General features: G+C 69.0%; 16 protein-coding genes. 6 read left to right on the top strand and 10 right to left on the bottom strand.

Annotated elements, in window-relative coordinates:
- Nucleotides 1-45 precede the first annotated feature (45 nt).
- Entirely contained in the window at nucleotides 46-2,838 is a 2,793-nt protein-coding gene (locus tag CLV01_RS27210) for an Hsp70 family protein (RefSeq protein ID WP_257221532.1), read from the top strand.
- A gap of 81 nt (nucleotides 2,839-2,919) precedes the next feature.
- On the opposite strand, the gene CLV01_RS27205 is transcribed toward CLV01_RS27210, so the two are convergent.
- Complete coding sequence (locus tag CLV01_RS27205; protein ID WP_099732783.1) at nucleotides 2,920-4,872, bottom strand: trypsin-like serine protease; 1,953 nt, start codon at nucleotides 4,870-4,872, stop codon at nucleotides 2,920-2,922.
- A gap of 203 nt (nucleotides 4,873-5,075) precedes the next feature.
- Between CLV01_RS27205 and CLV01_RS27200 the strand changes: the two genes are divergently transcribed.
- Nucleotides 5,076-6,518: an NAD-dependent succinate-semialdehyde dehydrogenase gene (locus tag CLV01_RS27200; RefSeq protein WP_012207514.1), complete on the top strand. Its 1,443-nt coding sequence runs from the start codon at nucleotides 5,076-5,078 to the stop codon at nucleotides 6,516-6,518.
- A 57-nt stretch (nucleotides 6,519-6,575) separates the two neighbouring features.
- Here CLV01_RS27200 and CLV01_RS27195 read toward each other — a convergent pair whose 3' ends face one another.
- The 4 genes from CLV01_RS27195 to CLV01_RS27180 all read right to left on the bottom strand — a co-directional run bounded on the left by CLV01_RS27195 (nucleotide 6,576) and on the right by CLV01_RS27180 (nucleotide 10,875).
- Nucleotides 6,576-7,109, bottom strand: a complete 534-nt coding sequence (locus CLV01_RS27195) for a GNAT family N-acetyltransferase (protein WP_099732784.1) — start codon at nucleotides 7,107-7,109, stop codon at nucleotides 6,576-6,578.
- Between the two features lie 81 nt (nucleotides 7,110-7,190).
- Nucleotides 7,191-9,176 carry an FUSC family protein gene (locus tag CLV01_RS27190; protein ID WP_099732785.1) on the bottom strand — a complete coding sequence of 662 codons (1,986 nt, stop codon included), beginning with the start codon at nucleotides 9,174-9,176 and terminating at the stop codon, nucleotides 7,191-7,193.
- The gene (locus CLV01_RS27185; protein WP_099732786.1) at nucleotides 9,173-9,634 is read right to left on the bottom strand and encodes a MarR family winged helix-turn-helix transcriptional regulator; all 462 of its coding nucleotides are present in this window, start codon (nucleotides 9,632-9,634) and stop codon (nucleotides 9,173-9,175) included. The genes CLV01_RS27190 and CLV01_RS27185 overlap by 4 nt, the downstream gene beginning before the upstream one ends.
- Before the next feature lie 155 nt (nucleotides 9,635-9,789).
- Nucleotides 9,790-10,875, bottom strand: coding sequence for a YeiH family protein (locus CLV01_RS27180; protein ID WP_099732787.1), 1,086 nt, complete (start codon nucleotides 10,873-10,875; stop codon nucleotides 9,790-9,792).
- A gap of 132 nt (nucleotides 10,876-11,007) precedes the next feature.
- Here CLV01_RS27180 and CLV01_RS27175 point away from each other — a divergent pair, with 132 nt between their 5' ends.
- A complete protein-coding gene (locus tag CLV01_RS27175) occupies nucleotides 11,008-11,913 on the top strand; it encodes a LysR family transcriptional regulator (RefSeq protein WP_099732788.1) in 906 nt (301 codons plus the stop codon).
- A 6-nt stretch (nucleotides 11,914-11,919) separates the two neighbouring features.
- Here the strand turns inward: CLV01_RS27175 and CLV01_RS27170 are convergent, their stop codons facing one another.
- The 3 genes from CLV01_RS27170 to CLV01_RS27160 all read right to left on the bottom strand — a co-directional run bounded on the left by CLV01_RS27170 (nucleotide 11,920) and on the right by CLV01_RS27160 (nucleotide 17,236).
- The gene (locus tag CLV01_RS27170; protein WP_180288460.1) at nucleotides 11,920-12,402 is read right to left on the bottom strand and encodes a CreA family protein; all 483 of its coding nucleotides are present in this window, start codon (nucleotides 12,400-12,402) and stop codon (nucleotides 11,920-11,922) included.
- A 1-nt stretch (nucleotide 12,403) separates the two neighbouring features.
- A complete protein-coding gene (gene cphA / locus CLV01_RS27165; RefSeq protein ID WP_099732789.1) occupies nucleotides 12,404-14,977 on the bottom strand; it encodes a cyanophycin synthetase in 2,574 nt (857 codons plus the stop codon).
- Nucleotides 14,978-15,043: 66 nt separating this feature from the next.
- On the bottom strand, nucleotides 15,044-17,236 hold the full coding sequence (locus CLV01_RS27160; RefSeq protein WP_099735044.1) for a cyanophycin synthetase: 2,193 nt from the start codon (nucleotides 17,234-17,236) through the stop codon (nucleotides 15,044-15,046).
- A gap of 218 nt (nucleotides 17,237-17,454) precedes the next feature.
- Between CLV01_RS27160 and CLV01_RS27155 the strand changes: the two genes are divergently transcribed.
- The 3 genes from CLV01_RS27155 (at nucleotide 17,455) to CLV01_RS27145 (ending at nucleotide 20,846) form a co-directional block, all read left to right on the top strand.
- Nucleotides 17,455-19,749 (top strand): cyanophycin metabolism-associated ABC transporter, encoded by a 2,295-nt coding sequence (locus CLV01_RS27155; RefSeq protein ID WP_099732790.1) that lies wholly within the window; start codon nucleotides 17,455-17,457, stop codon nucleotides 19,747-19,749.
- Between the two features lie 3 nt (nucleotides 19,750-19,752).
- On the top strand, nucleotides 19,753-20,256 hold the full coding sequence (locus tag CLV01_RS27150) for a cyanophycin metabolism-associated DUF1854 family protein (RefSeq protein ID WP_099732791.1): 504 nt from the start codon (nucleotides 19,753-19,755) through the stop codon (nucleotides 20,254-20,256).
- A 155-nt stretch (nucleotides 20,257-20,411) separates the two neighbouring features.
- Entirely contained in the window at nucleotides 20,412-20,846 is a 435-nt protein-coding gene (locus CLV01_RS27145; RefSeq protein WP_012207503.1) for a hypothetical protein, read from the top strand.
- Between the two features lie 24 nt (nucleotides 20,847-20,870).
- Here CLV01_RS27145 and CLV01_RS27140 read toward each other — a convergent pair whose 3' ends face one another.
- A complete protein-coding gene (locus CLV01_RS27140) occupies nucleotides 20,871-21,350 on the bottom strand; it encodes an EF-hand domain-containing protein (protein WP_013800644.1) in 480 nt (159 codons plus the stop codon).
- Nucleotides 21,351-21,412: 62 nt separating this feature from the next.
- The gene (locus CLV01_RS27135; protein ID WP_013800645.1) at nucleotides 21,413-22,333 is read right to left on the bottom strand and encodes a 5'-nucleotidase; all 921 of its coding nucleotides are present in this window, start codon (nucleotides 22,331-22,333) and stop codon (nucleotides 21,413-21,415) included.
- Nucleotide 22,334: the final 1 nt, after the last annotated feature.

The following is a 22,334-nucleotide window of genomic DNA, read 5'->3' as shown; positions in this document are numbered from 1 at the left end:
CGCCCCCGCCTCCGCCGCCCCTTCGGTCCCGACGCCGCCCACATCGTGGGCATCGACCTGGGCACCAGCCACACCGTGGTGGCGCATGTGCCCGTGGGCGGCACGGCGGCCGACATCGCCTTGCTGCCCGTGGCGCAGCGCGTCTCGGCCAGCGAGGTCGCGGCCCAGGTGCTGCTGCCCTCGGCGCGCTACCAGGCGGCGCCCGGCGAACTGGGCGATGCCTGGCAGCAGCCTTGGACTGCTCTGGGCGCGGATGCGCAAGCGCCCGCCGTCAACGGCCGCTGGGCGCGTGACCTGGGCGCGGCCGTGCCGTCGCGCCTGGTGGCCAGCGCCAAAAGCTGGCTCTCGCATGCGGGCGTGGACCGCACGGCGGCCATCCTGCCCTGGGGCGCGCCTGAAGAGGTGGCCCGGCTGTCTCCGCTGCAGGCCTCGGCCAGCTACCTGGACCATGTCCGGCAGGCCTGGGACCGCACGCACCCCGGCGCGCCGCTGCGGGATCAACTGGTCGTGCTGACCGTGCCAGCCTCGTTCGACGAAGGCGCGCGCGCACTGACGCTGGAGGCCGCGCAGCTGGCCGGCCTGCCTGCAGTGCAATTGCTGGAGGAACCCAAGGCCGCCTTCCACGACTGGCTGGTGCTGCAGGGCGAGCATCTGGCGGCCGAGCTGGCGCACTGCCGCCTGGTGCTGGTGGTGGATGTGGGCGGCGGCACCACCGACCTGACCCTGATCCGCGTGCAGCCCGCTGAAGCTGGAGGCCTGCCCGTGCTGACACGCACGGCCGTGGGCGAGCACCTGATGCTGGGCGGCGACAACATGGACCTGGCGCTGGCCCATCGGCTGGAGCCGCAGTTCGCCCCGCCCGGCGAGCGCCTGCCCGCCGCACGCTTCGCCCAACTGGTGCAGCGCTGCCGCATGGCCAAGGAACAGTTGCTGGCCGACGATGCGCCCGAGTCCGTGGCCGTGACCCTGCTGGGCGGCGGATCGAAGCTGCTGGCGCAGACGCGCACGGCCACGCTGCGCCGCGACGAGGTGCGCGAGGCCGTGGTCGAAGGCTTCATGCCGCTGGCCGGCCTGCAGGATCTGCCCACCCGGCGCCAGGGCGCTTTGCGCGGCCTGGGCCTGCCCTATCCTGCCGATGCGGCGATCACGCGGCACCTGGCGCAGTTCCTCGCGCAGCACGCGGCTGGGGAACTGCCCGATGCGGTCCTGCTCAATGGCGGCGTCTTCCACGCCCATGCGCTGGCCCAGCGGCTGGTGGCGCAGCTGCAGGCCTGGCGCGGCCAGCCGCTGCGCCTGCTGCACAACCCGCATCCCGACTGGGCCGTGGCACGCGGCGCAGCGGCGCATGGCCTGGCCATGCATGTCCAGAGCCGTCCGCCTGAGGATCTGCCGGAATCGGAAGATGCCCGGACGGTGCCAGCCCCGGTACCGCGCATTGGCGGTGGCTCGCCGCGCAGCTACTGGCTGGTCCTGCCCGAGAAGGCGGGTGCCGCACCACAGGGCATCTGCCTGCTGCCGCGCGGCACGGAAGAGGGCGTGCGTATCGTGCTCTCCGGCCGGCGCTTTGCGCTGCGCCTGGGCCAGGCCGTGCGCTTTTCCCTGGTGGCCAACAGCCTGGCGGCGGCGCCTGCGCAGGCCGGCCGCATCGCGGCGCTCGACGGCGAGGGCTGGGTCGAGCTGCCCGCCCTGTCCACCGTGCTGCCTGCGCCCGAGGGCCGGGACAAGGCCCAGGTCGAGGTGCAACTGCAGGCCTGCATGACCGAGGTCGGCACGCTGGAGGTGCGCTGCGTGGCCGCCGACGATGCACAGCGCCAGTGGCTGCTGCCGTTCAGCGTGCGCGGTGCGCTGGCCGCAGATGCGCAGGACAGCGGCGATCGTTCTGCCCGGCAGGGCCGGCTGGCCGACGCCGTGGCCCTGATCGAGCGCATCTTCGGCAGCCAGGCCCAGGAGGTGACGGCCAAGGAGGTCCGCCAGCTGCGCCAGTCGCTGGAGCGACGGCTGGGCCCGCGCGAGGACTGGGACCTGCCGCTGCTGCGCGCACTGTTCGACGCCTTGCTGGCCCGCGCCAGGCGCCGCCGCCGCACGGCCGAGCACGAGCGCGTCTGGCTGAACCTGGCAGGCTGGTGCCTGCGGCCCGGCGTGGGCGCCGAGCTGGACGGCTGGCGCATGCAGCAGGTCTGGCAACTGCATGGCCAGGGCCTGGGCCATGGCGGCGAGGCGGCCAACCGCACCGAATGGTGGGTGTTCTGGCGCCGCGTGGCCGCGGGCCTGGACGAGGCCCGGCAGATGGAGCTGCTGGAAGAGGTTGCCGGCCACATGCAAAAGGCCGTGCAGCAGTCCACGCAGCGCAGCCAGGGGAAATCCGCCCATGGCAGCTACGACGACATGCTGCGCCTGTTCGCCGCCATGGAGGCCGTGCCCTGGCAGTACCGCCAGGAAATGGGCCAGTGGATGCTGCAGCGGCTGAAACACCCCGGTGAATCCGTCCAGACCTGGTGGGCCATAGGCCGGCTGGCCGCGCGCATGCCGCTGGCCGCCAACGCCCACCGCGTGATGCCGCCCGAGGCTGCGCAGGAGTTCCTGGACGCCACCCTGGCCCAGGACTGGCGCCGCAATGAAACCGCCATGTTCGCCGCCGTGCAGATGGCCCGCATGACGGGCGACCGTGCGCTGGACCTGTCCGATGCCCAGCGCGCCCTGGTGCTGGAGCGATTGCGCGGCGCCGGTGCACCGCAGCGCTGGATCGACCTGGTGGAACAGGTCCAGCAGATGGACGCCCAGGATGCGAAGCGCAGCTTTGGGGATAGCCTGCCGCCGGGGCTGGTGCTGGTGGGGTGAGTGTGGTTGTTCAAAAAGAAGGCCCCGCACTGCGGGGCCTTCTTTTTGGGGAGGCACTGCAGCAAGTGCAGTGCGCTGTGCTTACTGCGAGTTCCAGACGTAGTAGGCGACACCTTCGTACTTGAAAACGGGATAGCTGGCGATCACGAAATCACGTTCGGCCGCGTTGACGGTGTAGAAATGCGCGCCTGTCTGCAGGTTGAAGAAGCGGAACATGGGCACGGTGCCATTGCCGGCAGCCGTCTGTGCGTACCAGGACGTGCCCTCGCTCTTGAAGCTGGGGTAGGTTGCGATCACGTAGTCACGTTCAGGCTGGCTGATGGTGAAGAAGTGTGCACCGGAGGCCGTGTTGAAGAAACGAAATACCGGGTTCAGGCCCTGCTGCGGCTGGGTGGACGCATAGAAGGCCACGTTCTCGTATTGGAAGGCCGGGTAGGTTGCCACCACGTAATCGCGCTCGGAGGCGCTGGCCGTATAGAAGTGCGCGCCGGTCTGGCGGTTGAAGAAGCGGTAGATGGCGGTGCGGGCCTGTCCCGTGCCAGTGTCGACGCCGCCCGTGCCCGTGTCTGCAGCAAGCCACTTCTGCACATTGGGGAAGAGTAGATCAAAGCGCCCATAGATCGAGTTGCCGCCCGTGCGCGAGCAGGTCTGGTCATCGCCTCCATAGAGTGTGCCGACCAGCAGGCCATTCAGGAACAGGCCAGAGCCGCTGCTGCCCGGCTGCGTCAGCCCCTGGTCCCAGTTCACGCTGAGGTAGCCGCCATCGCGGTACCGGCAGGTCATGGTGGCATCGCTGGAGGGTTCGCAGGCCAAGGAGCGGTCATAGGTGCCGAAGCTGATCTTCTGCAGGTCGCCACGCGGGTGGTGTATGCCTACCACCTTGGCGCCACTGGTCAGGGCCTGGGTGGACCAGCCGGCAAAGACGGCGCCTGCAGGGGCGGCTTCGTTGAGCCGCAGCAAGCTGCCGTCATAGGTGGCTGTGGCGTACAGCAGGGTGGCGCCGTTGCGCAGCGTGCGCGAGGCCGACGACAGCGTGCGGCTGCCGCACGAGGGCGTGCGGTAGAACCACGAAGTCTCCAGCGTGGAGGCCACGGTCTGGGTGCTGATGCAATGGTTGGCCGTGATGAAGTAGGGCGTGCCGGAGCCTGCCTTGTCGTTGATCAGCGTGCCCGAGCACACATAGCCCTGGCCGTTCTGGACATAGAACATGCGCGCCACGGCGTTGCGCTGCGCGCTGTAGGCGTCATAGCAGGTGGAGTCCAGGTGGCATGACAGGGACTCGTTGAGCTGGGCCGAGAACACGTTCTCGCCCTCCAGCGGCAGCGACAGGTTCTCGTACACGTGCATGACGCGCGGAATGGCCAGTCGCAGCGCATCGGCGGGCGTGCCGGGCGGCAGGTCGATCTCCAGGGTGACCTCGTCACCGCCGCTGTCGGGCGTCCACCAGGTGCGGCCATCGGCGCTGGCATCGCCTGCGTCCTTGTTGGCCTGCAGCAGCTGCAGCACGCGCTGGCCCGAAATTTCATAGGCGCCGGCGCGGTCGCCCTGGGCATAGATGCGCAGCAGGGCGCTGCCGGGCAACTGCTCGATTTCCACGCCCAGGCGAATGCCGTAGGCACCTTCGGAGCGCACGCTGACTGCGGCAATCAGCCCGCCGTCGGCCGAGGTCTGCCATTGCAGTTGCCCGCCCAGGGCCTGGGTGGTGGCGGTCTGGCTGCTGGGGCGCTGTGCGCCCACCTGCAGGGCGCCGCCCACAGCGGCCGAGGCGGCTCGCACATCCTTCCAGGTGCCCAGTTCCACGCGCAGCGGCGTGGGGGTGACGGCTGCGGGGGAAGACATGCTGCGTGAAGCCAGGAACTCCCGAGGCGTATCCTGCGGCTGGACGCGCGAGTCCACGCTCATGCGGGGTATGAACTGCGGCGCGTCGCTGGCCGGCGCCTGCCCCCATGCCAGCCCCAGGCTGCCGGCCAGGGCGAGCGCCAGCGCGACGCTGCGCAAACCCCTGCGCGCAGTGGTGTCGAAAAGATCGGTCATGAGCTCCCTCTCAACGGATTGGTGGATATTGCGAAACCCGGGCATTTTAGGTGTTGTGTGCGTGACATCCCGGTGACGGCACCGCCGTCCGGCGCTTCCTAGAATGGTCGCTGCGCTGCAGCGGCAGCCGGGTGCGGACACTGCGAGGACCGTGCCTGCCCCACACATCTGCCCCCTGTCATCTACCAAGGATCTGATCCAGCATGAGCCATTCCTACTCCGACACCCAACTCCTGATCGACGGCCAATGGCAGGACGCCGCCAGCGGCAGGAAGATTCCCGTGCGCAACCCGGCCAGCGGCGAAGTCATCGGCCATGTGGCCCATGCCGACGTGGCCGACCTGGACCGTGCGCTGGCCGCAGCGCAGCGCGGTTTCGAGGTCTGGCGCAATGTCTCCGCCCATGAGCGCGGCGCCGCCATGCGCCGTGCCGCCGCCCTGCTCAAGGAGCGCGCCGACGAGATCGCCGCGCTCCTGACGCAGGAGCAGGGCAAGCCCGTGGCCGAGGCCAAGGGCGAAATCCTGGCCGGCGTGGGCATCATCGAATGGTTTGCCGACGAGGCGCTGCGCGTGTACGGCCGCATCGTGCCCTCGCGCCGCCCCGAGGTGCAGCAGCTGGTGATCAAGGAGCCCGTGGGCCCCGTGGCCGCCTTCACGCCCTGGAACTTCCCCGTCAACCAGATCGTGCGCAAGATCGGCGCGGCGCTGGCCACGGGCTGCTCCTTCCTGTGCAAGGCGCCCGAGGAAACGCCAGCTGCGCCCGCAGCCCTTTTCAAGTGCTTTGTCGATGCCGGCGTGCCGGCCGGCGTGGTGGGCCTGGTGTTCGGTGATCCGGCCCAGATTTCCTCCTACCTGATCGCCCATCCCGTGATCCGCAAGGTCACGTTCACCGGCTCCACCGCAGTGGGCAAGCAGCTGGCGGCGCTGGCCGGCCAGCACATGAAGCGCTCGACCATGGAGCTGGGCGGCCACGCGCCGGTCATCGTGGCCGAGGATGCCGACGTGGCCCTGGCCGTGAAGGCCGCAGGCGCGTCCAAGTTCCGCAACGCGGGCCAGGTCTGCATCTCGCCCACGCGCTTTCTGGTGCACAACAGCGTGCGCGAGGAATTCACGCGCGCCATGGTCGCCCATGCCGAAGGCCTCAAGGTCGGCGATGGCCTGGTCCAGGGCACGCAGATGGGCCCGCTGGCCAATCCGCGCCGCGTCACGGCGCTGTCCCATCTGATCGAGGATGCGCAAAAGCAGGGCGCCAAGCTGCTCACGGGCGGTGCCTCGCTGGGCGGCGCGGGCAACTTCTTCGCTCCCACGGTGCTGGGCGACGTGCCGTTGAGCGCCGAGATCTTCAACCAGGAGCCCTTCGGCCCCGTGGCCGCCATCCGCGGCTTTGACGATCTGGGCGAGGCCATTGCCGAGGCCAACCGCCTGTCCTACGGCCTGGCGGCCTATGCGTTCACGCGCTCCATCAAGACGGCCCACCAGCTGGCCCAGCAGGTCGAGACCGGCATGCTGTGGATCAACCAGCCGGCCGTGGCCTCGGCCGAGATGCCGTTCGGCGGCGTCAAGGATTCGGGCTATGGCTCCGAAGGCGGCCCCGAGGCGCTGGAGGCCTATCTGGTCGCCAAGGCCGTGTCGATCGCGGCGGTGTAAGACAGGCATCTGCCCCATGGACAAGGCCGTCCCACTCGCGTGGGACGGCCTTTGTTTTCATGGGGCGGCAACGCCCGACGTGGCGACCCCTGGTATGCGGTAGACGACGAGCACGTACTTTGAAAGGCTCTGGCGCTCAACCTCCACGCCACCCAGCCCCTGGGCAATGCGCCGGCTGGCGGTATTGGGCTCGGCCACCGGATAGCGCAAGGACTGTGGCGCAAAGGTCGCTCGGGCCCATGCTGCCAGCGCGGCCACGGCTTCGCGGCCGTAGCCCTGGCCATGTGCGTCCTCGCGTATCCAGATCCCGAGTTCGGGCTCGGCGTCGCGCGCGCGGTGCAGGCCCAGCAGGCCGGTGAATCGGCCTGACGTGCGCTCGCGCAGCGCGAAGTTGAAGTCCGTGCCGGCCGCGATCTCCTGCAGCCATCCGCGCCAGACAGCCTCGAACTCGGCAGGCGTCGACGCCGGCTCGAAGGACAGGTAGCGCGTCAGCGTGGGCGTGATGCAGGCAAATGCCTCATCGGCATCGGCGGCAGTGAAGGGGCGCAGCGCCAGGCGCTGTGAGGTGATGGTGGTGTCGCTCCACGACATGGATGCTTTCCTTGCAACAGGGGGACAGAGAGCGTGGGGCGCTGCCGGCCTGGGCAGGCCATTCTGGCATGGGTCCGTGCTTCAGCCGGCGTTGCGGAAGAAGGCTTCGTGCTGCGCGATCTCGTGCGCGGCATGGTGCAGCTGGCGGGCCTGGTCGGGATGGCGTTCGGCCACGCGCTGCGCCAGCGCGCGCAAAAGCGGCGGGCACTGGCCGGGCGCCTGCTGCAGCCGCTGCAGGCGCAGCAGCGCGGCGCGTACGGCGCGGGCGGTGCCGTCGCCCAGGGCCGCTTCCCCGGACAGCTGGTGCAGCGCCTGGATGGCGCGGCCCACATGCAGGGCGGCCAGGCCGCACTCCGCTGCCTGCGCACCCAGCTGCCCTCCGGCCTGCTCCGACATGCGCACCAGGCGCAGCAGCCGGTGGTACAGGCGGGCGCGCCAGATGCGGCCATCGCGCGCATGGCCCGGCGTGGCGGCCATGTCCTGCAGCTCGTGGACCATCATGGAGCGCAGGCTTTGCAGCCGGCCCTGCAGCGTGACCGGCAGGATGAAACGGTAGGCCGCCCAGCCAGCCAGCGGCCCGGACACCACGGCCAGCCCCAGGGCCAGCGCATGTCCGAAGCTGGCCGTCTGCGGGTAGTGGGGCTGCAGCAGGAGCAGCAGCACCATGTTGCAGTCATAGCCCGAGAGCGCGGTGCGCTGGTGCGAGAACAGCAGTGCGCCCACGTAGACAAAGGGCAGCATCAGCCACACCAGGCCCGCCTGGCTGCCGGCGAACGGCCAGACCAGCCACTGGCAGGCCAGGGCCACCAGCACGCCCAGGGCCTGGCCCAGGGTCACATGGCGCATGGTGGCCGAAGGGTTCTCGAAGCCCGAGAACACGGTCAGCATGATGGACATGCCCAGCAGCATGTAGGCACCGCCGCTCCAGCCCGTCACCACCCACAGCAGGCCCACGATGGCGATGGCCGCGCTGGCGCGCAGCATGGCGCGGCGCGCGCCCAGCCAGTCGCTGTGCAGCACCACCGGCCATTGGCGGGCGCGGTGGCCGGGCGGCAGGGCCACGTCATGGGTGGCGGCCAGGTGGGCCTGCAGCGCAAAGCCCATCGGGGCCAGCATGTCGGCTGCACCGGGCCAGGCCACAGCGGCCTCGCGTGCGCGCACCAGGGCCGCCGCGGCCTCGTGCAATTGCACGCGGGTCTCCAGCGCCACGGCGGCTTCGCGCAGCGCCTGCGCGGCGGCCAGGGCCTGCGCCTCGCCAAAGGCCGCAGGCGGCTCCTGCGACGGTGCATCGCGCAGCCACAGCAGGGCCGAGATCTGGGCATTCATGAGCCGGCGCAGCGCGTGCACGGCCTCGCGGGAGCGCTGCGAACCGGCGGCGTGCGGGTCCAGCCCCTCCTCGATCACCGCCATGGCCAGCAGGCGGGCAGCGATCTCCTGCGAGCCCAGGGACGAACGGCCGCGCGCCTGCAGGCTGCCGGCCAGATCGCGCAGCAGTTGCGCGAACAGCTGGCGCACCTCGGCATTGCCGGGAATGCCGCTGCCCTTGGGCGTGAACAGCCAGCCCACGAGCAGGGCTGCGAACACGCCGGTCAGCGCCGTGAACAGCCGGTCCCAGCCCAGGGCGAAGACCTGGTCGGGGTGGGCAAAGTCCAGCAGCGCGACCATGGCCGCCGAATAGCCGGACAGCATGGTGCCGTAGGCCACGAAGCTGCGCTGCAGATTGCCCACGCCCGCGCACAGGCCCAGCCACACGGCCAGGCCCAGCACCAGCCACAGCAGGTTTCCCTGGGCCAGCAACACCAGGCCCACGCCCACGGCCGTGCCGGCCACGGTGCCTGCGACCCGGAAAAAGCTTTTTTCGAGCAGTTGCCCGCGCAGCGGCTGGGATGCGGCCCAGGTGGCCATGGCAGCCCACTGCGGATGCTCCAGCCCCAGCTGCCAGGCAGCCAGCAGCGCCAGGCAGGCGGCAAAGGCCGTGCGCAGGTGCTGGCGCAGGCGCACGGGGTCGAAGCCCCAGCGGACCGAGGCCTGCAGCAGGCGGCCATAGGCATCGTGGAGGGCGTTCATGGCGAGCCTTCCGTGCGCAGCGTGGCCATGCGCGCCTGGATCTTGGCCATGCCGGCCAGCATGGCCTCGACCTCGGCATCGTCCAGGTCCTGCAGCATGGCCAGCTCGGCCTGCAGCATGGTGGCGCGCACGCGGTCCACGGCGCCGTTGCCTTCATCGGTCAGGAAGATGCGCTTGCTGCGCCGGTCGCCGGGGTCGGCGCGGCGTTCCACCCAGCCGTGGCCTTCCAGAATATCGAGCAGGCGCACCAGGCTGGAGCCGTCCAGTCCCACGCGCTCGGCCAGTTCCTTTTGCGTGACGCCGTCGCCCCAGGCGCGCAGGTGGATCAGCGGCGCCCAGGTGGCATCGGTCAGGCCGTCGGCCAGCAGTTGCTCCTCGACCTGGCGGCGCCACTGGCGTACCAGGGTGACCATGAGAAAGCCGAGGCGGGCGCGGGGAGGGGCAGAGGCAAAGGACATGCCTCGATTATCTTTGCAATGCAATTAATTTGCATTGCAAATTAATTGTTTCTGCATTTGATTTAAGGGTATTCCCTTGTTCGGGGGCGGGCAGTCCATGAAAAAGGCCCTGCAAGACGATGCTTTGCAGGGCCGGTCGATGAATGCGGACAGCTTCAGAGCAGGCCGGGCACCCAGCGGTTGAAGAGCAGGCCCGCCACCAGAAGCCATGCGAACAGCAAGGCGGCCAGCAGCAGGGGCTTCGTGCCTGCGGCACGCACGGCGCGGACATGGGTGGTCAGGCCCAGGGCCGCCATGGCCACGGCCAGCAGCGCGTTGTCCAGCTGCACGCCCACCTGCACCACGGCGGCAGGCAGCACGCCCAGGGAGTTCACGCCGGCCATGGCGACGAAGCCCAGCGCGAACCACGGAATGGTGATGCGGCGCGACTGGCCGTCGCTCACCTGGCTGCTGCGGTTGCCGCGCGCCACCGCCATGGACAGCAGCAGCAGGAAGGGGGCTAGCATCATCACGCGCACCATCTTGGAGATCACGGCCACGTCGGCGGCTTCGGGGGCAATGGCTTCGCCGGCGGCCACGACCTGGGCCACCTCGTGCACGGTGGAGCCCACGTACAGGCCGTACTGCGCGGGCGACATGTCCAGCCAGCCGTGGGCGGCGTTCCAGTGGAACAGCGCGGGGTAGAGGAAGGTGCCCACGGTGCCGAAGACCACCACGGTGGCCACGGCCACGGCCACGTCTTCGGCGCGGCCCTTGATCACGGGTTCGGTGGCCAGCACGGCAGCGGCGCCGCAGATGGAGCTGCCGGCGCCGATCAGCACCGTGGTGCGCGCATCCAGCCCGAAGACGCGGCGGCCCAGCCACTGCGCCAGCAAGAAGGTGCTGCCCAGCACCAGGGCATCGACCACCACGCCGGCCATGCCCACATGGCCTATGTCCTGGAAGGTCAGCCGCAGGCCGTAGAGCACGATGCCCGCGCGCAGCAGGCGCTGCTTGGCCAGGCCTACGCCGGCATGGCAGCTGGGCGCCAGGCGCGGATAGACGGTGTTGCCGATGACCAGGCCGATGCAGATGGCCAGCGTCAGTGCACTCAGGCCCGAGCCGGCCAGCAGGGGCTGGCGTGCGCCCCAGGTGGCGGCTGCGGCAATGGCGCCGGCCAGCAGCAGGCCGGGCGCAAGCTCGGTCAACTGGCGCAGCCAGCCGGACGGATGGGAGGGGCGTGGGAGGGATGTGGTGTTCATGGTGCCTGCGCGCCGCGTCAGGAGCGCGGTGCATGGGAGGCACTTTAGATTTCTTGGCTATATTCGTATAACGAATAGTTTTTGTAGCACCAACCGGGGAAACAGGTTGATGCCTCGTCCAGACTGCACGCCATGCTGCATCTCACCCTGCGCCAACTTGAAATCTTCTGCGCCGTCGCCCAGGCGGGCTCCACCGTGGCCGCGGCCGATGCCGTGGCCCTGTCGCAGTCGGCCACCAGCGCCGCGCTGCAGCAGCTGGAGCAGGCCATGGGCGCCCAGCTGTTCGAGCGCGTGGGCCGGCGGCTGGCGCTCAACGACGCGGGCCGCGCCCTGCTGCCCGAGGCACTGGCGCTGCTGGAGCAGGCCAGGGGCATAGAGCAGGCGTTTTCGGTGCGGGCCGCCAGCCTGCCCGTGCGTCTGCGCGTGGCAGCCAGCACCACCATAGGCACCTATGCGCTGCCGGCCGTGCTCGCGCACCTGGCGCGCAGCCATCCGCACCTGAGCGTGGACCTGCAGATCGCCAACACGCGCGAGGTGGGCCAGGCCGTGGAATCGCTGGACGTGGACCTGGGCCTGATCGAGGGCACCAGCCACTGGCCCGGGCTGGAGGTCGAGCCCTGGATGCGCGACGAACTCGTCATCGTGGCTGCAGCACAGGACCCGCTGGTGCAGGCTGCGGGCCAGCGCCCGCTGGGCGTGGCCGCCTTGCGCGGTGCGGGCTGGCTGCTGCGCGAGCCGGGCTCGGGCACGCGCGAGATGGTGGAGCATGCCTTGCTGCCGCATCTGCACCAGTTGCCGGCCGCCGCCACGCTGGGCAGTTCGGAGGCGATTGCGCGCTGCGTGGCCCAGGGCCTGGGCATCAGTTGCCTGTCGCGCGTGCTGGTGCAGGCCCTGGTCGCCTCGGGAGAGCTGGCCGTGCTGCCGACCACGCTGCCGCGCATGTGGCGGGATTTCTCGCTGGTGCAGCGGGCGGGCAAGCGCCGCTCGCCGGCGCTGGCGGCCTTTGTGCAGGCCTGCCGCCAACACGCCCAGGACTGAGGCGGGTTATTTGCCCAGCGGAATCGGCGTGCTGCGCGGCACGGGCACTGCCGTGACGCTGTTTTGCGGCGAGCCTTCGATCACGCGGTCCGAGTAGGTCATGTAGACCAGGGTGTTGCGCTGCGCATCGACCATGCGCACCACGCGCAGGCGCTTGAACAGCAGCGAGATGCGTTCGGTGAACACCTCGTCCTGCTGCTTGAGCGGCGCAGGGATCTGGATGGGGCCGGTCTGCACGCAGCTGATCGAGGCTTCGGCGCGGTCCTCGGCCAGGCCCAGGCCGCCCTTGATGCCGCCGGTCTTGGCGCGCGAGACATAGCAGGTCACGCCCGCCACCTTGGGATCGTCATAGGCATCGACCACGATCTTGTGGTCCGGGCCTATGAACTTGAACACCGTGTCCACCGCGCCCACCTGCTCGGCGCGCGCACCGCAGGCGCCCAGCAGCAGCGTGGACAGGGCGGCCGTGAGCAAGGCCCGGCTGTTCATGTCAGGCCTCGCCCGCCACATGGCGGCGCAGGTGTTCGAGGGCTTCTTCCACCTGGTCCACCAGCACCAGACACAGGTCGCCGGGCGTCAGCCGCGCCAGCGCGTGGTCGATGGCGTTGAACTCACCCTGGATCTGGGTCACGTAGTCGGTGCGCGGTGCGCCTTGCAGGCCTTGCTGCAGCAGGGCCAGGACTTCACCGTCGGCGCGGCCGCGCTGGCAGGCATCCTGGTAGAGGATGACGTCGTCGAAGGCCTTGCCCAGGATCTGGGTCTGTTCGGTGATGTCCTGGTCGCGGCGGTCGCCCGCGCCGCTGATGACCACGCTGCGGCGCTGCGCGGGCATGGCGTCCACGGCCTGGACCAGGGCGCGGATGGCGTCGGGGTTGTGGCCGTAGTCGGCGATCAGTGTGGCGCCACGGTAGTCCATGACGTTGAAGCGGCCCGGCGCGTTGTCGCTGTCGTTGACGAAGCCGGCCAGCCCGCGGCGGATGGTCTGCCAGGGCATGCCCACGCCCCAGGCGGCGGCGATGGAGGCCATGACGTTCTCCACCTGGAAGCTGATGGTGCCGTTGCGCGTGATGGGGATCTCGCGCAGCGCGATGGTCTCGCGCCAAGAGCTCTCGGCCGCGACGATGCTGTCGCCGTCCACGTAGACCACGCGGTTGCCCTGGGCACGGTGCGTGGCCATCACGGGGTGGTGGCGGTCGGCCGCGAAATAGATGACCTTGCCCGGCGAGGTGGAGGCCATGGCGGCGACCAGCGGATCGGCCGCATTGAGCACGGCATAGCCGTCGGTGGCCACGTTCTGCACGATGACGCGCTTGAGCACGGCCACGTCTTCCACCGTGGTGATGTAGTTCAGGCCCAGGTGGTCGCCCGCGCCCACGTTGGTGACCACGGCCACCTGGCAGCGGTCGAAGCCCAGGCCTTCGCGCAGGATGCCACCGCGTGCGCATTCGAGCACGGCCGCATCGGTCTCGGGGTGGGCCAGGGCGTTGCGCGCGCTGCGCGGGCCCGAGCAGTCGCCGCTGTCGATCTGGCGGCCGTTGACGTAGACGCCGTCCGTGTTCGTCATGGCCGTGCGCCAGCCATGCGAGGTGAACAGGTGGGCGATCAGGCGCGTGGTCGTGGTCTTGCCGTTGGTGCCGGTGACGGCCACCAGCGGGATGCGGCCGTCCTGGCCCGGCGCGAACAGCTCATCGACCATGGGCACGCCCACGTTGCGGGGCTTGCCGAAGGACGGCGCCAGGTGCATGCGCAGGCCCGGTGCGGCGTTGACTTCGACGATGCCGCCGTTTTGCTCTTCCAGCGGGCGCAGCATGGTCTCGCAGACCACGTCCACGCCGCAGATGTGCAGGCCGATGGTCTGGGCGGCCTCCACGGCGCGCGCGGCGATGTCGGGGTGCACGTCGTCCGTCACATCGGTGGCGCTGCCGCCGGTGGACAGGTTGGCGTTGTTGCGCAGCACCACGCGCTGGCCCTGGGCCGGCACGGATTCGGGCGTGAGCCCTTCGGTGGCGATGCGCGCGATGGCGATGTCGTCCAGGCGGATCTTGGTCAGCGCCGTGCCGTGGCCCGAGCCGCGGCGCGGGTCCTGGTTGACCAGCTCGACCAGCTCGCGGATGGTGTGCTGGCCGTCGCCCAGCACCTGGGGCGGCTCGCGGCGCGCAGCGGCCACCAACTGGCCGCCAACCACCAGCAGGCGGAAGTCATGGCCGGGCAGGAAGCGCTCGACCATGATGTCGTCGCCGAATTCCGAGGCGGTGGCGAAGGCGGCCTTGAGCTGCTCGTGCGTGGTGATGTTGACCACCACGCCCTTGCCCTGGTTGCCGTCCTGGGGCTTGACCACCACGGGCAGGCCCACTTCCTGGGCCACGAGCCAGGCTTCTTCCACGTCCTTGACGGGGCGGCCCAGCGGCACGGGCACGCCGGCGGCGTGCAGCAGGCGCTTGGTCAGGTCCTTGTCCTGGGCGATGGACTCGGCCACGGCGCTGGTCTGGTCCAGCTCGGCGGCCTGGATGCGGCGCGCCTTGGAGCCCCAGCCCAGCTGTACCAGCGAGCCCGAGGTCAGGCGGCGGATGGGAATGCCACGCGCCACGGCCGCATCGACGATGGAGCCGGTGGAGGGTCCGATGCGCTCGTCCTCGTCGAGTTCGCGCAGCTGGGCGACCACCTTGTCGGCGTCGAAGGGCGTGTCGGCCAGGGCCGACTGCAGCAGCTCGCCGGCCTGTTCCATGGCCAGGCGGCCGACGGCCTCTTCGGTGTACTCCACCACCACCTGGTAGGTGCCGGTCTCCACGGTTTCATGCGTGCGGCTGAAGGTCACCGGGCAGCCGGCCTGGGCCTGCAGCGACAGGGCTGCGACTTCCAGCACCTGGGCCAGCGACAGGCGCTGGTCGGCGCCGTGCGGCTGCAGCGTGCCGATCTTGGGGAAGCGCGCGCGCAGCCGGTCCTCGAAGCCGGGCAGGGCCGAGTAGTCGCACTCGCCGGGCTCGCATTGCACGATGGCTTCGATGGCGGTGCTGCGGGTCCAGAGATTGGGGCCGCGCAGGGCTCGGATGCGGGTGATCTGCATAGTGTCTTCTTTCGGAGGGCAGGCCCGCGTCGCCGGGCCTGCCTGCATGTCATCGTGTGGTCGGGCTCAGGCGGCGGTGGCTGCGGCGGCCGGCGTGTAGTCGAAGGTCTTGATGCCGGCGACGATGAGGTCGGGGGCAATGTCCATGGACCACGCGGCGGCAATGGCGGCCAGCAGGGCCGGCGTGTCCGGGCGCAGGCCGCCGGGCAGGCTCAGTGCGTCCAGCGTGCCCAGCACGCGCTCGGCAGCGCCCGTGGCCAGGATCACCTGGTTGCCGCGCACGAAGACGGCGCGGCCTTCGCTCTCGGAACGGTGGGCCGCGACCACGGGGCTGTCTGCCTGCATCGAATAGAACAGCACTTCGCCGTCGCACAGGCGGGCCAGGTCGGCCACCTGTTCGATGTCGGCATTGAGGACGCCCGCGCCTTCGTCCAGCACCACGTCGATCTGGGTGCGCATCACGCGCGTCATCTGCGACTGCTCGTGCACGTCATGGTCAGGCAACTGCTCGAAGCCGTCCATGTCGGTGACCACGCCGACCAGGCAGCGGTCGTAGGCCAGGCCTTCCTCCAGGATGGAGCGGGCCGTGGTCTGGATGACGGCGGCCTGGGCCAGGCGGTTGGTCAGCAGGCGGTGGGCACCGGCCCAATTGGCGGTGTTGGTCTTCTGGGTCTGGCGGTTGGACAGGAACATGCCCTCGCTGCTGGCCACGCCCGTGAGCTTGCCCGACAGCTGCAGCAGCCAGCCCACCAGGCGGGCCGTGAAGCCGTTGTTGCGCGTGCCGGCAATGCCCACCAGGGGGATGCGGCCTGCGCCCGTTCCCTCTTCGGTGCGCGGGAACAGGTGGTCGGCGATGGCCATGCCCACGGGGCGCGGCGCGCCGCTGGTGGGCTTCAGGTGCATCAGCAGGCCGGGGCCGGCGTTGACTTCGAGGATGGCGCCGCCCTGCTCCTTCATGGGGCGCGAGACGTCCTGCAGGATCATGTCCATGCCCGCGATGTCCAGGCCCACGATCTTGGCGGCCAGCGTGGCCATGTAGGCCACTTCGGGGTGGACCTCATCCGTGCAGTCGATGGCCATGTTGCCGTTGCGCTGCAGCAGCACGCTGGTGCCCTGGGCGGGAATGGTGTCGGGCGTGACGTCCTGGCGCTTGAGCTCCAGCTTCACGGCCGGGGCTTCGAGGTTGATCCAGTCCAGCGGGTATTCCTGCTCGGGGCCGCGGCGCGGGTCCTGGTTGACCACGGCGACCAGCTCGCGCAGCGTGGACTTGCCGTTGCCGGCCACGCTCACGGTCTCGCCACGGCAGGCCGCCACGACCTTGCCGCCCACCACCAGGATGCGGTGCTCGGTGCCGTCGATGAAGCGCTCGACGATCACGTCGGAGCCTTCGGGCTGGGCCAGCGCAAAGGCGGTCTTGATGTCGGCCTCGTCGCGCAGGTCCAGCGTCACGCCACGCGCGTGGTTGCCGTCCGAGGGCTTGACGGTGACGGGAAAGCCGATGTCCTGCGCCACTTCCCAGGCTTCTTCGGGGCTGTTGACGATCTGGCCTTCGGGCACAGGCACGCCGCAGGCGGCCAGCAGGCGCTTGGTGAAGTCCTTGTCCTGGGCAATGCCTTCGGCAATGGCGCTGGTCTGGTCGCTCTCGGCGGTCCAGATGCGGCGCTGCGCGGCGCCATAGCCGAGCTGCACGAGGTTGCCGTCATTGAGGCGGATGTGGGGAATGCGGCGCTCGCCTGCAGCATCGACGATGCAGCCCGTGCTCGGGCCCAGGTAGCGGTCGTTGATCTCGGTCTTGATGGCCTTGACGGCGGCCTTCAGGTCGAAGGGCTCGTCGTTGATGGCGGCCATGATCAGCCGGTGGCCGTAGGCCAGGGCCGTGCGCGCCACGGTTTCCTCGGGGCAGCGGAAGACCATGCGGTAGATGCCGCGCTGGGAAATCTCGCGCGTCTGGCCGAACTCGGCCGGCATGCCCGCCAGGTTCAGCAGCTCGATGATGATGTGCTCCAGCACATGGCCGCACCAGGTGCCGCCTTCCAGGCGCTGGATGAAGCCGCCGCGCTCGCCCACGCCGCAGTGGTGCTCGATCAGGTCGGGCAGCCAGGCCGTCAGGCGCTCGTTGAAACCGTCAAGCTTGTTCGAGGGATAGTCCTCCAGCTCACCAAGATCCAGCCAGACCTCCAGCACGGGACGGTAGGTCCAGACGCTGGGTCCACGCAGGTAGGTGGTGCGCAAGAGTTGGATGTCTTTGAATTTCGCCATGTCGATCAACGGGTAAGCGTGAGCGACGACCCGGGTGCGGATCGCCGGAGAATGGGAGAGGATTGTGCGCTCAGAAAGCCCATGCGCAGTGCTGTCAGCCTAAACCAGGGTTGGCGCGTTGAGCAGGGTATGCCGTGCAAAGCGCGGGATATCCACCGGGGAGCTGCGGTTGCCCGCATGACACCAGGAGCCGCCAGGGGCGGGAAAAACAACTCAACATGCAAGAACACCATTCTGTGGACGTTTCGGCCTTCCTTGCCAGCCCCCGCGGGGCTGGGCTGCGAGCCAGGCTCGCTTCCAATGAAAACGTGCTGGCCCTCGTCCCGGTTGACCTGACCCTCGATATGCGCTTCGGCGAAGGCTGGGTTGTGCTGACCAACCAGCGGCTCCTCGCCTGTGATCCTGCAGATCAGCAGTGGAGTGAGTGGACACTATCCATTGATCAGAATCTGCGCACGCTGGACCACGGCGGCGTGGGCAACCTCGAACTGCACGGCCCTGCGGCGCGGCTGGCGCTGTGGCGCTTCACGCTGCGCCATCAGGCGGCCGTGCTGCGCCTGCTGCAGCAGTTCGACCATGAGCGCGAGCGCCTGGCGCGCGGCGAGGACTTTGCCGAGCCCGAGGACGACGTGCCCCGCTGCCCGGCCTGCCAGGCCGAACTGCCGCCCGAGGCCGACGAATGCCCGGCCTGCGCGCGCCAGCAGGGCCCGCAGACCTCCACCTGGGTGCTGCTGCGCCTGTGGCGCTTTGCCCATCCCTACCGGCACCAGCTGCTGCTGGGCTTTCTGCTGACCCTGGCCTCCACGGGCGCCACCCTGGTGGCGCCCTACCTGACGATTCCCATCGTGGACAAGATCCTGATCCCGTTCCAGAACGGGCAGCAGATCGACAGCAGTCTCGTGGTCTTCTACCTGAGCGGGCTGCTTGCGGCGGCGCTGGTGGCCTGGGGCCTGGGCTGGGCGCGCACCTTCGTGCTGGCCAAGGTCTCCGAGCGCATTGGCTCGGACTTGCGCACCACCACCTACAACCACCTGCTGACTCTGTCGCTGGACTACTACGGCAGCAAGCGCACGGGCGACCTGATGGCGCGCATCGGGGCGGAAACAGATCGCATCAATTTGTTTCTATCCTTGAATGCACTGGATTTCGCCACCGACGTGCTGATGATCGTGATGACCTCGGTCATCCTGTTCTCCATCAATCCGTGGCTGGCCCTGGTCACCCTGGTGCCGCTGCCCTTCATCGCCTGGATGATCCACCTGGTGCGCGACCGCCTGCGCACGGGTTTCGAGAAGATCGACCGCGTCTGGTCCGAAGTGACCAATGTGCTGGCCGACACCATCCCCGGCATCCGCGTGGTCAAGGCCTTCGCCCAGGAAAAGCGCGAGGCCGACCGCTTCGCCCAGGCCAATCTGGTCAACCTGCAGGCCAACGACAAGGTCAACAAGACCTGGTCGCTGTTCACGCCCACGGTGACGCTGCTGACCGAGATCGGCCTGCTCGTGGTCTGGGGCTTCGGCATCTGGCTGGTGGCTGGCGGCCAGATCACGGTCGGTATCCTGACGGCCTTCATCGCCTACATCGGCCGTTTCTACAGCCGCCTGGACTCGATGAGCCGCATCGTCTCGGTCACGCAGAAGGCGGCGGCCGGAGCCAAGCGCATCTTCGACATCCTCGACCACGTGAGCAACGTGCCCGACCCGGTCAACCCGGTCAAGCTGCCGCGCGTGCAGGGCGCCATCACGCTGGACAACCTGAGCTTCCGCTACGGCAGCCGCGCCGTGATCAAGAACCTGGATCTGCAGATTCGCCCGGGTGAAATGATCGGCCTGGTCGGTCACAGCGGCTCGGGCAAGAGCACCCTGGTCAACCTGATCAGCCGTTTCTATGACGTGAGCGAGGGCTCCATTCAGCTCGACGGCGTGGACATCCGCAGGCTCAAGGTCTCGGACTTCCGCAGCAACATCGGTCTGGTGCTGCAGGAGCCCTTCCTGTTCTTCGGCACCATTGCCGAGAACATCGCCTACGGCAAGCCCGATGCCACGCGCGAGGAAATCGTGGCGGCGGCCCGCGCTGCCCACGCCCATGAATTCATCCTGCGCCTGCCGCACGGCTACGACTCCCTGGTGGGCGAGCGCGGCCAGGGCCTGTCGGGCGGCGAGCGCCAGCGCATCTCCATTGCGCGCGCACTGCTGATCGACCCGCGCATCCTGATCCTGGACGAGGCCACCTCGGCCGTGGACACCGAGACCGAGAAGGAAATCCAGAAGGCGCTGGACAATCTGGTGCAGGGCCGCACGACGATTGCCATTGCCCACCGCCTGTCCACGCTGCGCAAGGCCGACCGCCTCGTGGTCATGGACCGGGGCGAGATCGTGGAAGTGGGTCCGCACGACGAGCTGATGGAAAAGCAGGGCGCCTACTGGCGCCTGTACCAGGCCCAGGCGCGGCGCGCCGAAGAGGATGCCCAGGCCGCAGGCCTGACCCTGGCCGCAACCACCATCGAGGAATAAGCCATGTCCAACGCCCAACATTCCGCTGCCGCCGCCGATCTGAGCGGTGTGCGCATGGAGCGCAACGCCCATGGCCGCCTGGTGCTGATCCTGGCCGACGGCACGCGCCACGAATCCGTGGTGCCCGTGCGCGCCTTTCCCATTGCCGCGCCGCTGGAAGGCCTGTCCCTGGTCTCCGTCGATGGCAAGGAGGCGCTGTGGGTGGACCACATGGACCATCTGCCGGCGCAGGCCCGCACGCTGATCGAGGAAGACCTGGCCGTGCGCGAGTTCGTGCCCGTCATCCAGCGCATCCACAAGGTATCCGGCTTTTCCACGCCCAGCACCTGGGACCTGGAGACCGACCGGGGGCCCGTGCAGCTCGTGCTCAAGGCCGAGGAGGACATCCGGCGCCTGTCGGGCCGCACGCATCTGATGATCACCAGCCAGGACGGCGTGCAGTTCAGCGTGCCCGACAGCACGGCGCTGGACCGCACCTCGCGCAAGCTGCTGGAGCGCTTCCTCTAGCGCCTGGTTGGGGTGAATAAGGGGTTTACCCTTGGTTTGAGGCAGGCCGAAGCGTCTTTCAAAAAAAGCGCTTCAGTTCTTTCAGCTTCTGTCGATGATGAGGCGACGGCGGGAAATTCCCGCCCACAGCACACATCCAGCAAGAGGGTCGAGCCATGCCAATTCCACCTGTTGACCGATCACCCATACCGTGGCGCCCGCAAAGCGCCGATCTGTACTCCACCGGTGCGTCGGGCGCGGTGCCCGTGCGTCCTGTGAACGCCACCAACGCCGTCGAATCCACGGACCGCATCGGCGAGGGCCGGGTGGTGCGCGATCCTGAAAAGCCGTCCGTGGTGGACCAGGAAAACCGCGACTGGACGCTGGCCGAGGAGATCAAGCAGAAGGAAGAGGTCGAGGAGCCGCCCAAGGAGCCGATCTCCAAGCAGCTCATCGAGTTCATCCAGTCCATGTGGCGTGCCAGCGCCATGGCGGTGGAGCAGGCCCAGGAGGTCAGCAAGGCCGACGATGTGGCCCGCAACAAGATGCAGGTGCGCGACGAACCGTTGACCTATTCGGAACCCAAGGTCAAGCGTACCGGCGGTCTTTGAGTGTCAGGGGCCGGGCAAGAAGGCTCAGTCCTTTGAGCCTTCGCCTTCCTTCTTGTCCCTGGCAGCGGGTGCGGCTGCAGCATGCTCGGCTGCCGCACGCTCGGCGGCCTTTGCCTCTTCGGCCTGCGCCTTGGCCTTTGCCTTGTCGCGTTCGGCGCGGTACTTGACGGCAAAGGCCTGCACCTCCGCATAGGAGACGTAGCCGTCCTTGTCGGTGTCGGCCTCGTCGAAGGCCGCCGACAGGCGCGGGAACAGCGCCACTTCGGCACGGCTGAGCTTGCCGTCCTTGTTGAAGTCCAGCATCTTGAATTCGCGCTGGGCCTTGATCTCCCCCTTGGTCAGCGGCGCCGGGCTGGCCGTTGCCTGCTCGGTGGCTGCGTTTTCTGCCGCCTGCGCGCGCGCGGCGGGCAGCATGAAGGCGCTGGTCAGCAGCACGACGACGGCGGCCTGCAGCAGCGGTGGCCGGCGCAGCAGGGCAGAGCGATTCATGAGGGGAAAATGCATGGGCTTTATTTGGGCACGGAACCGGCATTTGCAAGCACGGCCGGCCCGCCCTTTGCAATTGTTTACTTCGGCGGATCGGTGTCCGGATTGGAGATGCCGCTGCTCACATGGCCTGCCGGCACATGGCGCGCGGCCGAGTTGACGTGGCCGGTCTGGTCGTCGAAGAAGAAGTCCGGCTCGAACTCGCGCAGGAACGGGCCCTTTTCCAGGCCGCCGAGGAACATGGCCTCGTCCACCGCAATGCCCCATTCCAGCAGCGTGCGGATGGCACGCTCGTGCGCCGGTGCGCTGCGCGCCGTCACCAGGGCCGTGCGAATGCGCATGGTCTGGGACGAGTCCGCCTGCTGCTGCAGCCGGTGAAGCGCCACCAGCAGCGGCTTGAACGGCCCTTCCGCCAGCGGCGTGGCAGCATGGGAGACCTCGTGGCGCAGAAAGGCCGGCAGCCCGCCTTGCTGGTAGACGCGTTCGGCCTCGTCGGAGAACAGCACGGCATCGCCGTCGAACGCGATGCGCACCTCCTGCGGGTAGCGGTCGCCTGCGGGCGTGGAATCGACCATCACGCGCGCGGCAGGAAAGCCGATGGACAGCGCCCTGCGCACATCGACCTCGTTGGCCGATAGAAACAGGTGGGCGCCCAGCGGCCGCAGGTAGGAAAACGGATCGCGCCCGCGCGTGAACACGCCGCGCTCTATGTGCATGTCGGCCGCCTTGGCAGAGGCAAAAACCCGCATGCCGCTGGCCGGGTCGTTGCGCGACAGCATCATCACCTCCACGCGCTGCACCTCGGGCGTATTGAAGGCCAGCAGCTTGCGCACCAGCGGGAAGGCGATGCCCGGGCGTGCGGGCTGGTGCACCAGGTCCAGCTGGCGGCGCATGTAGGCCTGCTCGTCACCGGCGTCGAACAGCCGGTTCTCCTCCTCGAAGTCGAACAGCGCCCGCGAGGAGATGGCGACGACCAGCTTGTCTTGCAGGGTCACGGACATG

This window comes from Delftia sp. 60, from assembly GCF_002754395.1.
Taxonomy (GTDB): Bacteria; Pseudomonadota; Gammaproteobacteria; order Burkholderiales; family Burkholderiaceae_C; genus Comamonas; species Comamonas acidovorans.
This window is presented reverse-complemented; position numbering and strand designations above follow the sequence as displayed.

Bases quoted from the DNA above. Each gene is read 5' to 3' on its own strand.
- CLV01_RS27205 (WP_099732783.1), bottom strand. From the start codon at position 4,872: ATGACCGATCTTTTCGACACCACTGCGCGCAGGGGTTTGCGCAGCGTC.
- CLV01_RS27200 (WP_012207514.1), top strand. From the start codon at position 5,076: ATGAGCCATTCCTACTCCGACACCCAACTCCTGATCGACGGCCAATGG.
- CLV01_RS27195 (WP_099732784.1), bottom strand. From the start codon at position 7,109: ATGTCGTGGAGCGACACCACCATCACCTCACAGCGCCTGGCGCTGCGC.
- CLV01_RS27190 (WP_099732785.1), bottom strand. From the start codon at position 9,176: ATGAACGCCCTCCACGATGCCTATGGCCGCCTGCTGCAGGCCTCGGTC.
- CLV01_RS27185 (WP_099732786.1), bottom strand. From the start codon at position 9,634: ATGTCCTTTGCCTCTGCCCCTCCCCGCGCCCGCCTCGGCTTTCTCATG.
- CLV01_RS27180 (WP_099732787.1), bottom strand. From the start codon at position 10,875: ATGAACACCACATCCCTCCCACGCCCCTCCCATCCGTCCGGCTGGCTG.
- CLV01_RS27175 (WP_099732788.1), top strand. From the start codon at position 11,008: ATGCTGCATCTCACCCTGCGCCAACTTGAAATCTTCTGCGCCGTCGCC.
- CLV01_RS27170 (WP_180288460.1), bottom strand. From the start codon at position 12,402: ATGAACAGCCGGGCCTTGCTCACGGCCGCCCTGTCCACGCTGCTGCTG.
- cphA (WP_099732789.1), bottom strand. From the start codon at position 14,977: ATGCAGATCACCCGCATCCGAGCCCTGCGCGGCCCCAATCTCTGGACC.
- CLV01_RS27160 (WP_099735044.1), bottom strand. From the start codon at position 17,236: ATGGCGAAATTCAAAGACATCCAACTCTTGCGCACCACCTACCTGCGT.
- CLV01_RS27155 (WP_099732790.1), top strand. From the start codon at position 17,455: ATGCAAGAACACCATTCTGTGGACGTTTCGGCCTTCCTTGCCAGCCCC.
- CLV01_RS27150 (WP_099732791.1), top strand. From the start codon at position 19,753: ATGTCCAACGCCCAACATTCCGCTGCCGCCGCCGATCTGAGCGGTGTG.
- CLV01_RS27145 (WP_012207503.1), top strand. From the start codon at position 20,412: ATGCCAATTCCACCTGTTGACCGATCACCCATACCGTGGCGCCCGCAA.
- CLV01_RS27140 (WP_013800644.1), bottom strand. From the start codon at position 21,350: ATGCATTTTCCCCTCATGAATCGCTCTGCCCTGCTGCGCCGGCCACCG.
- CLV01_RS27135 (WP_013800645.1), bottom strand. From the start codon at position 22,333: ATGTCCGTGACCCTGCAAGACAAGCTGGTCGTCGCCATCTCCTCGCGG.